The sequence below is a fragment of the Oceanobacter sp. 3_MG-2023 genome (genome assembly GCF_030688925.1).
GTDB lineage: Bacteria > Pseudomonadota > Gammaproteobacteria > Pseudomonadales > Oceanobacteraceae > Oceanobacter.
The window spans coordinates 58,576-74,177 of the sequence record NZ_JAUYVX010000017.1; the positions used below are offsets into that span (position 1 = coordinate 58,576).

General features: G+C 53.3%; 16 protein-coding genes. 5 read left to right on the plus strand and 11 right to left on the minus strand.

From position 1 onward, the window contains the following. Window positions 1-5: 5 nt before the first annotated feature. Entirely contained in the window at window positions 6-950 is a 945-nt protein-coding gene (locus Q8W32_RS15055) for a DUF4892 domain-containing protein (protein WP_305415519.1), read from the minus strand. A 161-nt stretch (window positions 951-1,111) separates the two neighbouring features. On the opposite strand from Q8W32_RS15055, the gene Q8W32_RS15060 reads away from it, so the two are divergent. Next, entirely contained in the window at window positions 1,112-2,911 is a 1,800-nt protein-coding gene (locus Q8W32_RS15060; RefSeq protein ID WP_305415520.1) for a DUF885 family protein, read from the plus strand. Between the two features lie 6 nt (window positions 2,912-2,917). Here Q8W32_RS15060 and Q8W32_RS15065 read toward each other — a convergent pair whose 3' ends face one another. The 5 genes from Q8W32_RS15065 to Q8W32_RS15085 form a co-directional block, all read right to left on the minus strand. Further along, window positions 2,918-3,454 (minus strand): RNA methyltransferase, encoded by a 537-nt coding sequence (locus Q8W32_RS15065; RefSeq protein ID WP_305415521.1) that lies wholly within the window; start codon window positions 3,452-3,454, stop codon window positions 2,918-2,920. Window positions 3,455-3,612: 158 nt separating this feature from the next. After that, window positions 3,613-4,947: a DUF3422 family protein gene (locus Q8W32_RS15070; RefSeq protein WP_305415522.1), complete on the minus strand. Its 1,335-nt coding sequence runs from the start codon at window positions 4,945-4,947 to the stop codon at window positions 3,613-3,615. A gap of 167 nt (window positions 4,948-5,114) precedes the next feature. Beyond that, complete coding sequence (locus Q8W32_RS15075) at window positions 5,115-5,642, minus strand: hypothetical protein (RefSeq protein WP_305415523.1); 528 nt, start codon at window positions 5,640-5,642, stop codon at window positions 5,115-5,117. An 81-nt stretch (window positions 5,643-5,723) separates the two neighbouring features. Continuing rightward, window positions 5,724-6,785: a YHYH protein gene (locus tag Q8W32_RS15080; protein WP_303434093.1), complete on the minus strand. Its 1,062-nt coding sequence runs from the start codon at window positions 6,783-6,785 to the stop codon at window positions 5,724-5,726. A 377-nt stretch (window positions 6,786-7,162) separates the two neighbouring features. After that, window positions 7,163-8,404 (minus strand): YihY family inner membrane protein, encoded by a 1,242-nt coding sequence (locus Q8W32_RS15085; protein WP_305415524.1) that lies wholly within the window; start codon window positions 8,402-8,404, stop codon window positions 7,163-7,165. A gap of 59 nt (window positions 8,405-8,463) precedes the next feature. Here Q8W32_RS15085 and arsC point away from each other — a divergent pair, with 59 nt between their 5' ends. Genes arsC through Q8W32_RS15100 form a run of 3 tightly spaced genes read left to right on the plus strand, consistent with a single transcriptional unit; the run spans window position 8,464 to window position 9,840 of the window. Beyond that, window positions 8,464-8,811, plus strand: a complete 348-nt coding sequence (gene arsC / locus Q8W32_RS15090) for an arsenate reductase (glutaredoxin) (RefSeq protein WP_305415525.1) — start codon at window positions 8,464-8,466, stop codon at window positions 8,809-8,811. Beyond that, window positions 8,811-9,428 carry an NAD(P)H:quinone oxidoreductase gene (wrbA, locus tag Q8W32_RS15095; RefSeq protein ID WP_305415526.1) on the plus strand — a complete coding sequence of 206 codons (618 nt, stop codon included), beginning with the start codon at window positions 8,811-8,813 and terminating at the stop codon, window positions 9,426-9,428. The genes arsC and wrbA overlap by 1 nt, the downstream gene beginning before the upstream one ends. Window position 9,429: 1 nt before the next feature. Then, entirely contained in the window at window positions 9,430-9,840 is a 411-nt protein-coding gene (locus Q8W32_RS15100) for a DUF2069 domain-containing protein (protein ID WP_303434097.1), read from the plus strand. Window positions 9,841-10,012: 172 nt separating this feature from the next. Here Q8W32_RS15100 and Q8W32_RS15105 read toward each other — a convergent pair whose 3' ends face one another. Beyond that, window positions 10,013-11,218, minus strand: a complete 1,206-nt coding sequence (locus Q8W32_RS15105) for a YbfB/YjiJ family MFS transporter (protein WP_305415527.1) — start codon at window positions 11,216-11,218, stop codon at window positions 10,013-10,015. Between the two features lie 103 nt (window positions 11,219-11,321). On the opposite strand from Q8W32_RS15105, the gene Q8W32_RS15110 reads away from it, so the two are divergent. Then, window positions 11,322-12,212 carry a LysR family transcriptional regulator gene (locus Q8W32_RS15110; RefSeq protein WP_305415528.1) on the plus strand — a complete coding sequence of 297 codons (891 nt, stop codon included), beginning with the start codon at window positions 11,322-11,324 and terminating at the stop codon, window positions 12,210-12,212. Here the strand turns inward: Q8W32_RS15110 and Q8W32_RS15115 are convergent. The 4 genes from Q8W32_RS15115 to Q8W32_RS15130 all read right to left on the minus strand — a co-directional run bounded on the left by Q8W32_RS15115 (window position 12,174) and on the right by Q8W32_RS15130 (window position 15,409). Beyond that, the gene (locus Q8W32_RS15115) at window positions 12,174-12,527 is read right to left on the minus strand and encodes a DUF1428 domain-containing protein (protein WP_305415529.1); all 354 of its coding nucleotides are present in this window, start codon (window positions 12,525-12,527) and stop codon (window positions 12,174-12,176) included. The genes Q8W32_RS15110 and Q8W32_RS15115 overlap by 39 nt on opposite strands. 383 nt (window positions 12,528-12,910) lie before the next feature. Next, entirely contained in the window at window positions 12,911-13,153 is a 243-nt protein-coding gene (locus Q8W32_RS15120; RefSeq protein ID WP_303434101.1) for a hypothetical protein, read from the minus strand. A gap of 269 nt (window positions 13,154-13,422) precedes the next feature. Then, entirely contained in the window at window positions 13,423-14,493 is a 1,071-nt protein-coding gene (locus Q8W32_RS15125; RefSeq protein WP_303434102.1) for an AraC family transcriptional regulator, read from the minus strand. A 1-nt stretch (window position 14,494) separates the two neighbouring features. Next, the gene (locus Q8W32_RS15130; protein WP_303434103.1) at window positions 14,495-15,409 is read right to left on the minus strand and encodes a GGDEF domain-containing protein; all 915 of its coding nucleotides are present in this window, start codon (window positions 15,407-15,409) and stop codon (window positions 14,495-14,497) included. Window positions 15,410-15,602 lie beyond the last annotated feature (193 nt).

Sequence of the window (15,602 nt, forward strand, 5' to 3'; positions counted from 1 at the left end):
GCCAGTTATCTCCCAGGCCAGAATACAAAACGTAAAGCCGGTACCAGACTGTCACCCGCAGGCAACACCAGCGCCGCCTGCCCACTGACATTCAGTTCAGCACCATGATCAAAAGCCGCCACCCGCAGTTGTTCTGCCAGGCGGTCAGAACAGGTCTGGTTCACCGACATCTCATTGGACTGGTAACAATGCACCACCAGAAACAAACGCTGCTGTACTCCCTCAGACAAGGATGACAGAACCTCTAATAATGGCTCGCTGGCGACAGGGTCCAGCTGGTTATCGGCTAACTCAAAGCCAGGCAACCAACCACTGCTGAGGCTCAACATATTATTGATATCCTCACGACTGGCGACTCCAGGCAGCACCTCGTCTGTCGTTTCTATAACATCCAGGCCCACCACTGTCTGGCGTGGGCCACGCTGGGTGGCGTATACCAGCAACAGGGTTGAGGGCGCATCGGCACTGGCTGGCGGCAAATAGACCGCCATATAACGTTGCTGATTGTCTCTGCCCACCAGTCGGCCATTGCTGAATATTTCATTGGCCCAGAAATGGCTGCTGCCACAATCGAGATCCTGACACTGATACAACACCCGGGCCGACATGCCCCGGGCCAGTTCATTACGCAGCGGTTGCAGCAACTCATCCAGATCCCGTTTTTCACTGGATTCCCAGGCCATCCGCCGTAACGAACCAGACACCCTTAACTCACGATCAGCGACGGTCTTGGTCACCGTCCGTTTTTGCGCCGACAACACCAGCCGGAAGTGATCGATCGATGACGTCCGGTCTGTCAGAACCCGCGCCCCCACCGGTGCCAGCAACTGGCCAAAGCGGTTCTCCTCAGCAGCGTGTAGCGGGACGACACACAAGACCATCAGCATGGCCAGAACAAACCGGCACATACCATCACCGACCCAATTATTTTGCTGCAGATTTTCAGTCACAAAACTACCTCACACCAACATTCATGCCCATTATAGACCACAGCCTACCACGAGCCCTGCCCTTCACCGCGGCATTAACACCTGCCGATCACAGCGTGACTACAACGCAGCGTTACAGATTGCTACACTGCGGCCTCCGAATCCAGCGACACCGAGTCCCCATGTCACTCCTTTTTGCTCCATTGCTGCGCACCTTGCCTCTTACCCTATTATTACTGGGAGGATGCCAAGCCACTTTGCCAACCATTCCGGATACACTGGATGATGAGTCGGTCAGCTATTCTGATACGCAGCAAGCCGATGCCCGAAGCCAGTTAAATAATATCAGCGCCGACTATTTTCAACAGTTGGCTGACCGTTTCCCTGAACGCGCCCGTACTCTGGGGATCGAGCCGGAAGCTGCCTGGTCATCCCTGTCAGAGATCACCCGGAATAACCACTACCAGCAATTGCAGGCACAAAAACAACAGCTGCAACAATTGCCACTGGATGCCCTGACGGCACAAGAACAACTGATCGCCAGTACGCTGATTTACCGCATCAACCAACAACTGGACTGGCGCGAGTGCAGCAAGAGCACCATGCCACTGGGCAGTGAACACGACTGGCTGCATATCATAGAAAGCAGCCTGGCGAACGATACCCCGGTCGACAACATCCCCGGTTTTCATCGTTACCTGACCCGGCTGGAGTCCGCTGCCATCCTGCTGCAGCAATGGCAACGGCAAATCAGCGAACGCAGCCAGCACCATATCCCGATCCTGGACAGCAGCCGACAGCACACCCTCAGCCAACTCGACATCATGTTGACCGGCTACCCCTTTACCGACAGCCCGGAGCCATCGCCACTGTGGCAAGATATTCAAACCCGGCTGACACAGCTGGAGCTATACCCCGCCAGCCATGAAATACTCGAAGCCAAAGCCGCCAGCACGCTGACCAATCACCTGCTGCCGGCCTTGCGAGCACTGCGTCGTCAACTCAAAGATCTCACCACCCAGACCAGCCTGAGCTGGCAGCAATACCCCAATGGTGATGCCTGTTATCGCTTACAATTGACAGAAATGGGCAGTACCGAATCCCCGGAACTGCTGCAAGAAATAGCCAAAGCCCGTCTCTCAGACATACAGCAACAACTGATTCAGGCCTTGTCACTCGACCCGGCACAGCTGCTGGCACCTCAGCTGCGCGCCTGGCTGGCATCACAACGTTCCCGACCACTCCAGCAACAAGACTCCGCCCGCCAGCGCCTGCAACAGCTGAACCAGCAACTGCCACAACAGTTTGCCTACCTGCCCAGCACAGCACTGGTCATCCAGCCCAATCAACGTCGTGGCATCCAGGCTCCCTGGTACCAGGCGCCGCAACCGGCACTGGCACAACCAGGTATTTACTGGACTCTTGCCACCAACCCGGATCACCACTGGCGCTGGCCGCTGGACCTGTATCGCAACACCCTGCCCGGCAAACACTTGCAAGTAGCCATGGCCCAGGAAAATGATCAGCTGCCCGACTTTATGCAAACACCGCTCAATAACGACTTTGAGCCAGGCTGGTTATCCCTTGCCGCCGAGCTGGCAACCGACCTGGGTGGCTATCAAAGCAGCGCAGAACACGCCTGGGTGTTACTGGATGACATGGAGCAGGAACTGAACCTGATTCTGGATATTGGGATTCATCTGTATCAGTGGCCCCAGGACCAGGCCATCGACTATTGCCAGAGCAACAGCTTTTTATCGGCACAAGACTGCCAGCAACGCCTGCAACAGATTATGGAAGCGCCCGGACAACTGGCTCGACCGGCTATCTCCCGGGCCAATTTATTGGGCCTGATCCGCTCGGCAGAATCCGAACAAGGCAGCGCCTTCAGTCCTCAACAGTTTTACAGTGACTGGCTGGCCGCCGGATTGTTACCACCGGCGCTGTATGGCCAGTGGCTAAGATTATGGATCGAGCAATAACAGGGATTAATGATCAGACGGACACGGATGATGGTGACGAAAGACCAGCCGGTTATTAACATCCCGGCTGCTTTTAACCCGTTCGTTATGATCGATCGACTGCTGCTGTTTGGCCATGCGGTCATACAGCACAACATTTACTGTCGCCGCCAGGTTCATACAGCCAACGGTAGGGATATACACCACCTCATCAGCCATATCGATCAGGGACTGATCAATCGACCCGTCCTCCGGGCCAAAAACATACAGCGCCTGATCCGGGTGAATAAACTCCGGTAATGGCGTCGCGCCAACCACCAGCTCCACACACACCAGCTTCCGCTCCTGCCCGGCCAGCTCGGCAAACGACTCAATCGCGCTTAACTCAATATGTTGGCTGACGTTCTGGGTATCCTGATGATACTTGGCCGCTCGGGCAAAACGGTTACCGGTATAATAAATCGCACTGGCGCCATAACACCCCGCGGCGCGCATCACCACACCAACATTAGAAGGACTTTTGGGATTGCACAGGGCAATGGCTGACGATCTGGAGTTGTCCAAAACAAATTCCTGAATTTGAGGGTATTCAGGCCCATCATACTAAAAATTCTTATGTAAAAATCGCCCCGGCCACGAATCCGATACCCGCCTTCCATGGCATGGCGCCCCTGCTTTCACGGCTGGCTCACAAGCAGCGACTCAAACCGGTAGCCAATCCACTAATCCGTTCCGGATTTTCCATCCAGGCTCGCCATCTTCTCATTCAGATGATGACGCAAGCGGTGAATCGCAACAAACACCACCACCAGCACCACCGGCAAGGCCGACGCCTTCAACAGATACGGCTCAATAGGCACGCCCAGAGCCTTGAGGCCATCCGCACCAATCCCGATCAGTGCCAGCAAGTAGTAACAGATAACCACCACGGATAACCCTTCGACCGTTTGCTGCAAACGTAACTGCAGCTCACTGCGTTTATCCATCGACGTCAGCAAACGCTGGTTTTGCTCCTGGATCGACAAGTCCACCCGGGTACGTAACAGACTGGTGGTACGGTGAATACGGCGAGACAAGTCTTCGAGCTGATCCCGTACCGAATTACAGGTTTTGATCCCTGGAGTTAAGCGCCGTTCGAGGAATTCCCGCAAACTCTGCACGCCCTCCAGCGGCTCTTCTTTTAGCTGGTCGAGACGGTCTCGCACCAGATCGTGGTACGCCTTGGCGGCCGCAAACCGAAAATTGGTATCCGAGCGGTAGCGCTCAACATCGGCAGCCAACTGCGACAACGACGTCAGCAAATCCCGGTCTTCCAGCTGGTTCTCCAACTCGGAAATATTCTGGATCAGTTGCGCCAGGCTGGTTTCCACCAAGGTCAGTTGATTACTCATTTTACGCGCCACCGGCAATGCCAGCAGCGACATCAGCCGGTAGGTTTCCAGCTCAAACAGCCGCTGCACCAAACGCCCGGTCTGATACGGATTCAAGCCTCTGTTGACGGCCACGATACGGCCAAAACCATCACTGTGCAGCCGGAAGGCCGTCCACACCAGGGCATGACCACTGGCCACCGATGCCCCGGACACCCGCTGTCCTTCGAACCAGTCAAACAGCTGCTGATCGTCGGGGGTCTCCTTGACCAGCGACAGATTCACGGCCACAACCAGCTCTCCGGGCATCGCCGCCAGCCAGTCCTTGGGAATAAACGCCAGTGCATCGGTTGCGAATGGCGTTTCGGTTGCAACAATAAAGGTGAAGTTGGCAAACTCCAGATGGCGCTCCCAGCGCAACTCGAAGCCACCAAAATCCTGATACAAACAGGAAGAATCCGGGTCCGGCGCTGGCACACTGTAACGGCGGCACAACTCCACCACATGGGCATGCAGTTCCTGGCGGTTGTCATTCAGCTTGACGGTAAAATGCGCAACCTGGCAGCTGCCTTCAATCACCGGAGAAGGACGGTTATGCAGCTCTTCATACAACACAGAGCGCATCGGATGCACATTCAACGACAGACTGGGACTGGCGATATCCGGCGCATGGGTATTACAGATCATGAGTCGACACATCCTGAGTGGTCAAAAATGAAACCAGACTACAGGGAACAACACCCTGTCGCCAAGGTGTCTATTAGGCCCAATACCAGAGAGTTATTTATATTTGAGCGGCAAGTGATCCATGACCTCGCAGCAGCGTCGTTCTGAACTTGATTCAGAACCAGCCGCTACAATAACGTTATAGCCCCGGCATAGTGATTCCCAGGCGTCAGCCAATAACGCTGGATATGCTCACCATGGATAACCCTGAAGATATTTTTGGCAGGCCGGTATTCCGTCATGCTGGAGATATGAAATGCCAGTTTTGATACATCTGCCGGCATGCCCTTTATCTCGAAGAGCAACACACTGAGGTGATTGTCCAGCTTGATGCGCCCTCGTCCCAGGCTGACGGCCAGATCACCAGAATCCGGGGCAGCCTGAGCATCAGACACCGACATATCAAACCCTTGCTTGATATAGGCAACCACACTTTCTTTATACGCCACACTGTCGAAGTCCGCATCCGGGGCGTCCGGGTGCGTCATATGTAACGAGCGGTCGAGGTTGTATAACGGCGTCATCACTTCATAGACCCAACCCTGTGACTCGACATAGCGAACCTGGAACGTCGCCATATTCACATCGTGCGACAACACCGCAGGGGATACCACATAAACGCCCAACAGCAGACACAGTTGAAAAAGACGTAACACTCAAACCTCCTGCTTTATTGTAAAAACAGATGCCGCAAAACATGCTTCCATCCTGCGCACCTTTACTCCCCAGTGCACGTCCTACTGCACGCTCACACTGCGATCAACAAAACTGCCCATCAGGCAAGGAGGATTATTAGGTGCCTGATCCTGTAGCGCGTGATAATGGTAAACTCCGTCAGGGTATTCATTGGTTGCATGGCTATGTCCGTTACACTCATCCAGCTCGGCCACGGTGGCAGGCTCGGTATCCAGACCATCGACGGAATCCAATGCGCCATAAAGAGGAAAACCATCTTTGGCGAGGCCGGCAAATGCCGACGGGTTGTCATAATCAATATAAATATTATTGCAGCTGATATCATATAACTCGGTGTAGTTATAATCATCCGCCGCATATACGGTATTAATGGATTGCGGGATAAAATGCCAATGATAATAACCGGAAGGATCAGGGTGACCACCACATAAATCCAGAGCCGGGATATTGCCACTTCCAGTGCCGCCCACTCCGGCTTCAGCAACGGTAACGCTGGGTGGATTGGCGGTCAGCGGTATGCCGTTAACCCCCATGCCAATACTGTCGATGGTGCCAAAATAATAAGGCTCACTTCTGAGCTCTGGTGTCACCGGAATCAAGAATGTCACTTCCAGGGAAGAATCAAAATTGGCCGACAGGCAATAACTGAAACCCGCTTCCTCACTGCCCTGGGTCAGATCACTAAAGCGGATATTGCCGTCTTCATCAACAATATCGTAGCCGTCGGCGTCCATCGCCACAGCAGCATCCACCAAAGACTGAAACCCAGGGGTGGTGGTGCCATCATAGATACCAACACCGGCTTCATCCCGAGAGGTATTGATGGAAGGCGGGCAATAAGGTCCAATCGTGCCGCTGTCTTCGGTATCACCCACGGTGTTGGCAGCAAAGGTCAGCTGGTAACAGGTTGTGGTGCTATTGTTCTCCAGCGTGCAGCTCACTTGCGTTTGCGACAATGCCGATGTATCAAACAGCGAAGCGTCAAAATAACCACTGCTGTCCGTGTTGGTCTCAGTGCTTGTTTCTGTATCTGACGTGGTGTCGGAATCGGTGGTTGAGACACTGTCGGAGCCGCCACATCCACTTATTGAATATAAGCACATTAACGCACTTCCTAACATAATAGATCGCATAACCACTCAAGCCTTTTATCATAAAATGTCAGCTTTTGTATGAGTGCTTTTACATTCAATAGTTGACACTAAAGGTTTTATATTCACCGTATCAATACGGAATACATTAAGGAGATTAAAACACTCCCCCAGAAACAAAACCGGCCAACTTAATAATAAACAACGATTACTTACAAATATCTGACAAATAGCATAACGCGCATCCAACCCCTGCCACACGATGGATGCAATCGTATGACACTCATAAAAGTTATGAAGAAACGTACAACAAAAACAGTAACGGCTGCTACTGCAGACACGCAGCAACAGCCGCCTGATGGTTATAACGACCCGGTAGCTACACGTAACTACAACCGAAAACCCCCGTCGTTATCCAGCAACTGATCCAGCGATACCGAGAGGCTACTGGCCACATCCTGTTGCCAGTGCGCCAGCCAGTCATGCAATGGCGCATCACCAGGCTGGGAGTCGTCCCTTACCGCCTGCTCTGCCGCGTGCAACTGATCCAGAGACAGATCGGCAAAAAAATGCTCAAGCGTCAGCTGGCGCATATCAGGCAGCCAGATCCAGCTGTCATCCTGACTCTGGGTTACCCAGCCCGCCAACTGAAAACGCTTCAGCAGCGCCGACAATTCCGCGGCCGGAATCCTGCGCAAACGGCGGCGCAATTCGTTTTCAGTCATGCCTTTTCCCCCTTGTTGTCCCTGATACAGGGTCGCCGCCAGCGCCAGCCGTTGCCGTAATGGGTCTTGCGATGAAAGCGACTCCGGATGACTGAGCGCATACGTCAGCTCCGCCCCAAACAGCAGCAACATCCAACTGAGATACGTCCACAGAAGAAACAGCGGCACCGCTGCAAACGCCCCATAAATCAGTTGATAAGACGGGAACATGCCAACGATTTTGGCAAACAGGAACTTGCCGGTTTCAAACACCGTCGCCACCACCAGGGCAGCAATCACCGCATCTCTGGGAGGTACCTTGCAGTTGGGCACCATCATATACACAAAGGTAATCGCCGCCACCGTCATCGACCAGGGCACCAGCCGGGCAAACGAAGGCACCGACGCCGTCACCTCTGTTACGCCCTCTGGCAACACACTGAGCGAGGCCAGCAAGGAACTGACTGCCTGAGCGGCACCAAACAGCAATGGCCCGAGGCTTAAGACTGTCCAGTAACGAAAAAAGCGCTGTAAGGTCGAGCGCGACACATCGACCTGCCAGATTTTATTAAACTGCTGCTCAATGGTTTGCATCAGCATCAAGGCGGTAAAAAACAGAAACACCACCCCGATCCAGGTCAACTCTCTGGCTTGCTCACTAAAACGCACCAGATAATCCGACACCAGGTCGCTACCTTCGGGCATAACATAGGCCAGCAGGTTAGTGTGTGCTTGCGTACCCAACGCCTGCAGTGAAGGAATCGCGCTGAGGATGGCGTAGGTCACAGTAATCACCGGCACCAGCGCAAACAGCGTGGTATAGGTCAGGGCAGCGGCATCACGCCGACGCTCCATCGACTCGAACCGTTTAAGGGTTTGCCAGATCAGTCGCAGTACCCGGCGACCACGGCGGAAAGCGGTGAGCATCTAAAGCTTCCTTGTTACAATCACTACCAATTGGTTGACTATTTAAGAGTGTACACAGCATGAGTGATATACAGATTTACCACAATCCCCGTTGTTCCAAGTCGCGGGAGACCCTGAAACTGCTGCAAGACAAAGGCATAAGCCCGATTATTGTTGAGTATTTGCAGCATGCACCATCAGCGGATGATATTCGCCAACTGTTGCAATTACTCGGCTTCACCAGTGCACGAGAATTGATGCGCACCAAGGAAGTCGAATACAAGGAACAGAATCTGGCCAGCGCCGATGAAGACACTCTGATCACCGCCATGACCCAGACCCCCAAACTGATTGAACGCCCGATTGTGATCAACGGCTCCCAGGCGCGTATTGGCCGCCCACCGGAACAGGTGCTGGAGATTCTCTGATGGCCGCTGCCCCTTATGTACTGGTGCTGTACTACAGCCGCCATGGCAAAACTGCCGAGCTGGCAAATCTGATTGCACGCGGTGTAGAACAAGGCGGCATGAGTGCCCGTATTCGCACGGTACCTTCCGTATCGCCGGATACCGAAAGCTCACTGCCCGCCATACCCGACAGCGGTGCCGTATATTGCAGCCAGGAAGACCTGCGCCATTGTGCTGGCCTGGTCATGGGCAGTCCGACCCGGTTTGGCAATATGGCCGCGCCACTGAAGTACTTCCTCGACAGCACCAGCGGCCTGTGGCTGAGTGGCGCCCTGGCCGATAAACCCGCCGGTGTGTTTACCTCAACATCTTCATTACACGGTGGTCAGGAAAGCACCCTGCTGACCATGGCATTGCCGCTGTTACACCATGGCATGGTGTTCGCCGGTATTCCCTACCGTCATGCTGAGCTCAGTGACACCCGTTCCGGTGGTACACCTTATGGCATGAGCCACTGGGCCGGAGCCAATAACGAGCAAGCCATCAGTCCCCAGGAAAAAGCCCTTTGTCTGGCCCAGGGCAAACGGATAGCAACGCTGGCAACCGCCCTGCTCAACAGCCATGGCACAGGAGCCTGATATGAATGCATTAGCCGACACAGCCAGTCCTTTTGTGGCCAAAGCCAGGCTGGCCTACCGCTGCCTGATTGGCAGTTATATTGCCCTGTTGCTGGTATTACTGGTTTCGACTCTCAGCAATCCGCCCGCGGCGGCTGAGCCAGGCCTTTCCATGTGGTTAACCGGGTTCGGTATTGCAGTGTTCAAATCATTACCACTGATGCTGTTTATACCCGGCCTGATCGCTCGCTCACACAAATCAGCCGCCTGGCTGGCCTATATGATTCTGTTATATTTTGTGGTGTCTATTCTGTTTCTGTTCACCCCCGGCAGCGGTACCTGGGGCTGGCTGATGGTATTTGCCTGTTTGGCGATTTTTATCAGTGCCATTCTGTTTACCCGCTGGCAGAAGCGGGTCGAAGCAGGCTTGTAAAGAGCTGGCCTGTCAGAAGAAACCATCCTACAGAAGTGCGGGCCGCCGTGCCCGCCAGCCCGACCCAGCGAGTATTCAGCCCGCTTGACACGGCCTCACTCAAACGCAACCGGGCTTTTTAAACCTTGATGCGTTTGATGCGTAAGCAGAAATATTGAAGATCAATACGGTGTTACAACCCCTGATACGGACGTGCATAGACTTTTTTACCCTCAGAACGCCTGTCCAGGCGCACTAACCCAAACAAAAACACAACACCTATAATCATGACGCCTGCCGACAAGTACAATCCGGGGTTATAACTTCCCAATGCCTCGGCAAGATAACCAGTAAACACAGGGGCGATAATTTGAGCTGCCCCATAGGCCAGTGTCATCACCCCCATAAACCGGGCAGGATTACTGGGGAAAAACTTGCCTGCCATTGTCAGCACCAGACTGACACAGGCAATAAATGTCCCGCCAAACAGCAACGCACTGAACAAGACCACCGGCAAGGTATCGTTAATGGCAGGGAGAATAATGCCAACCACTTGCAGCAGATAAGCCACCAACAAGACATACAGGTAACCAATTTTTCTCGCGACTCTGTCCCAGAGCAGCGTTGCTGGCATGGCAGCCAATCCAATCAGTAAAAACGTATGGGTTCCCTGCCCCTCCAGTCCTTGTGTTCTCTCGACAATATCCACAATAAAAGTTGAACTGACCGCATAACCATAACCGGCACAAAAATAGGCAAGCATCATCAGGGTAGTAAACATCCGGCCTGGCGGATTATCTTTGGGCGGTGTGACCTCTGCTCCACCCACAAAAGGATGAGGAATCCACAACCAGGCAGGCACAGCAACCAGCGCAGCCATTACGGCCAGAGCCAACCACTGTTGTTGCCAGTTAGCCGACAGATTCAGCATCACTTCAACCAACACAGAGGTGGCAATAATACTGATACCAACCCCGGCAAAATGAATGCCTAACTCAGCACGATACTGATTTTTAACCAGCCACTTTAAAATCAAACCAGAGGCAATAATAAGGCCCCCGGAAGCGCAAACCCCGGCGATAAACCGCAAGACTGCCCAAACCATCATATCGGTTGTCATCACCATCGCTGCGGAAGTGACAACGCTTAATACCAGGTAAGCCCGGTGCAAATTGTATTTGTCGTTGAGGTTATGCAACCTGGAAGCAAGCAGCACACCAGCCATGTACCCCATAAAATTAGTGGTCGCCAGCCAGCCGCCAGCCAACTCGGTAAGACCTGCGCCATCCTGCATGATAGGCAAAAGCAGGCTGTAGGAAAAACGCGCCACACCAACCGTCACAATCAAGCTGCAGATCCCGGCCAAATAGACACGTACTCGAGTCAGCTCCATCAGCATACCAGCCACCTTGTTATTAGAAATTGTTAACAAAGGCTACTTCGAGCTGATAATCTTAAAAATTGAATTATTCAGAACAGATACTTCAATATTAGAGAACTGTATGGAAATCCTGGCACTCAAGACCTTTAAAACGGTGGTGGATGAAGGCGGCATTAAAGGCGCAGCAGATAAACTCCATACCGTGCAATCGAACATCACCAACCGTATTAAAAAATTGGAAAACGAGCTGGATACCAGGCTATTCACCTTGGCAGGCAGAAAACTGCAGCTGACACCAAGCGGACAACAGCTCTGCCAGTATGCCGATGAGATCTTGCAGCTGGAGTACCAGGCCAAGTCCGCTATTTTGCGTGATCAAGGCAGTTATGAACTAAGAATCGGTATGCCAGAAACCTTTGCGGCGGTTCATATGCCGCTGGCACTCAAGCAACTCAAACAAGATCACTCCAATATTCAGGCAAAGATTTTTACAGACACCAGCGACCGGCTCGTACAGGCCGTATTGAACAACAAGGTAGACTGCGCCGCCATCGGCAATGCCCCCCAGCATGACAAGCTGGTAGTGATTCCGATCGTGAAAGAAGAATTGGTCAAGGTAACACCCAAAGAGAGTGATCATGACCCGGTACTCATGGTCCGTGACGAGGGCTGTGGCTACAGAAACCATGCCCTGCTATGGCAGCAACTGGCAGGGCAAGGCAGTGATGAACTGATGATCATGAGCAGTGCCGATGGCGTGCTGGGCTGTATTTCCGCAGGCCTGGGTTACACCATTATTGGCAAAAACATGGTAGTTGGCAGTCGGTATGAAAAATCCCTCACCATGACGCCGGTCACCCATGGCCCCAAGCATGTGCAGCTATCCATTGTTTATCGCAAAGGCAGCCCGTTAGAAACCGGAACATTAACCCTGGCGAATATTTTCACACGCCAGTCAATGACCAGCAGGAGATCAACCCTCAATAAGCACGTCAAATCCACCATAGATTAAACGTTTGCCATCAAAGGGCATCGGGTTATTTTCTGGATTCATTCTGGGGTCTGCCATAATGGCTGCCCATCCTGCATCCCTGACTTCCTTCGATGGCCACACAACCGTAGAAAAAACGACCGTTTCGTTTTCCTTGCACTTCACAGCCATCGGGAACGAAGTCACTTCGCCATCAGGCAGCTCATCACCCCACGCTTCCCTGATCGATAAGGCACCGTGATCCTTGAATATCACCGCTGAAAATTCAGCATGCGCTATGTATTTTTCTTTATTCTCCGTCGGAACGGCAGCGACAAATCCATCGATATAAGACATATACTTTTCCTGTATTGCACGTTATTCATAAGAGTTTATATAACGAACGGATGGAAAAACCCTGTTTCAGCATCTGATTTTTCCTTCACTGTCGGCCTTGCGCGGGTTTGTTACACCTGCTGTTTATTCCTGTTTCTATCCATTCAACTGATTGTATCGTGCCAGTTTTTATACCCGAGATACAAGGCAGAATAAACAGGATTTATATAGCCGCTACCTATTAAAAACAAAGGCCATTAGATATAGAGACTATTAGAGATAAAGGCTCTTAAAGAGAGGACTGCTGTGAAGCATATAGAGGAGATAACCCCGATAGTATCAGTCAGGGTTATCTTATTCGTCATCAAAACCGGTATGCGTTACCGGTTTATCAATCCCAGATCTCAGTCGTCAGACGAATCATCATCCCATACGCCATCGGTATCGTCGTCAGCAATTTCCGTCATAATCGCCGCACCACACTTGGCACACTTGCCTTCGACCACGATCACGCCATCTATTTCATATTCTTGCGGCTCAACCATACCGAGGTCGGCGGCCATACACTCATTGCACCAGGTCTGGCTCAGGAAAGCATCCTGATCGTCTTTTTCACGGGCAAAAAAATCGCGTTCGATGCGTTCCATTTGTTTCTCTCTCAGATCAATCGGGCCAATGCCCGCCAATACGGTGTTGTATCGGCATTCAGCGGGCATTGTAGGGGAATTCTGCGGGAAATGAAGCGTGATTGATTGCCAAAGAGCGGCATTGGGGTACAAGGCTTGCGGCGACCGGAACAGAGACAACCGCAAAACCGGCAACAGCTATCCACACATCAGTGAACCCTCGTTGATCCGCTTCTCTATTGGCAGCACTCGCCCAGTCAGGCCCGACCCGCTGGAGATCGAATGCCGTATTACAGCCCCACCAATTCGGGCAAAACCGTGTCAGGGTGAATATCAAACAACGAGAAACGGGAACGGCTGTCGCTGGGAGTAATCCCCACCCAACGCTTGAAAGCACGGCGGAAGTTGGTGCTGTCGTTAAAGTTCAGGTGAGCAGCAACCTGCTCATTGTTCCAGCCACACACATGCAACAGATAAAGGCTCATATGCAGCCGTGCCTGATCCTGCAATTGCTGGAAATGGCAGCCATGTTTACCCAGTTTGCGTTTCAGGGTCGCCGGGCTCATGGCCAGCCGTCCGGCCATATCGGGCAAGGTAAGTGGTTCCTGTACCCGCTCGAGCAACAACCGGTACACCTGTTCTGGCAGTGAGGATGCAGGCAGGTTTGCGAGTCCTGACTCACATTGACGCTGGGCGACCTGATACGCCGTTGCCGACCCGCGAGGCCACGGCCGGTCGAGCCAGTGCCGCTCAATCACCATGACATCGACGCCCAGATCAAACCAGAGCTGGCTGCCGAAGTTGACCTGGTACTGTTCTTCGTAATCCGGCCGTGAGTCGCTAAAGCCATAACGCCATGGCAGACGTTCGCCACTCATCCAGCGGCTGAACGATGTCAAAGCTGACATCGCCGCTTCAATCAGGAACCGGCGTTCGCCCATATGCCCCAGCGTCAGCCAGTGCACATAACAATAACGTTCATCCGTTACCACAAACGGTGTTGCCCAGGGCGACAAGATGCGCCGGTAATGCACCAGAGCGCTCAGCGCCTCACGCAAGGAACCGGCATTGCCCAGCAAACTGCTGGCGCTGTCGTAGTGCCCGGGCCAGCAGGAAGCCCCCCAACGAAACGATAATCCCGGATCTTTGCCCAGCTTGCTGGCATTACTCACCAGCAGGCCTGCCTGGGTCGCCGACATCATCACTTGCCCTTGCAGAATATCGTCATAAAACAACCCGGTGCCGCGCAATATCTTATGGCTGCACAGACCACCAGAGCGTAATAAATCGATCAGCAAGGCAGGCTGATAATGGGCGGCAAAAATACGCTCATCGCACTCATACCAGGAAGGGGTTGTCACATCAGGCCACCTCTCCCAGTCCGCCACTCGACTTGGCCAGAAACAACGCCTGATTTGCACGCTGAACCAGGGCTTCGGTCGTTTCCCCCTGCCAGTCTGCCAGACCAATGCTGATGGTCTGATAGAGCGTGTCGCCACGGGTTTTGTGTTTGTAGGCAAAGTGCTGCACCGCCTGGGTCAGTTCGATGGCCAGGGTCCGGCCCTGTGCAAGACCAGTATCTGGCAGCACCACGGCAAAACGGTCGGCGGCATAGCGGCAAATCAGATCGTCCTGGCGCAAGTTCAGCAGCATCAATTCCGACAGCTCGTACAGCAGGGTGTCCCCTTCCTGATGGCCGTAGCGACGATTGACATCGGCAAAATTATCCACATCCACCATCAACAGCACCATGTTGCGGGTTGGCAACTGGGCCATCACCGCTTGCAGCTGGGCTTTGAGGTAATCCACCCGCCCCAGCTGGGTCAGCTTGTCGATAAACCGATGCTCCCGAAAACGCTGCTCGCGCTTGCGCAGCTGCTGGTTGATCGAGAGCTGCTCCTGATGCCAGTGCACCAGTCCGTAGGTTAACAATACGATTCCGACGGGCATGGCACCGGACTCGAGCCATTGATCCCAGAACTGCTCGGCGGGCAAGTGAATAAATTCGTCGAGGTTGTCCTGCCACATCGCCAGAAACATAAACCCCATCCCCAACGTCAGCAGGTCGGTTACCCGCCCTGCCGGACGACTGCCCAGAATCAGCAGCATCCAGACCGCCAGTGCCAGTGCCGCACCACCTTCACCGAGGACATCCAGCCAGTCGATCTCGGCCCACGGCTTGGCGTCCCCCATTATCAGGCTGCCCACCAACCCCGCCAGCGCGAGGCCAAACACCAGCAACAATTTGCGCTGGTGTATTCCCAGAGTCGAGAACATCCCCAACCACCTGTCTCATTATTTGGATTGACCGACCCGGTCTGCCAGCCACTGCCAGCCGGGTCGTTAAGAGGTCGGCATTAAAGCATGTTCACCCGCACGCAGGACCTCAGGGGTCATAAAGGCTCAGTAAAAGTTGCCGTAAATTTGATGAATTTTTTATGACAGCAGCGCCCCATTGCGCTGGCACGAT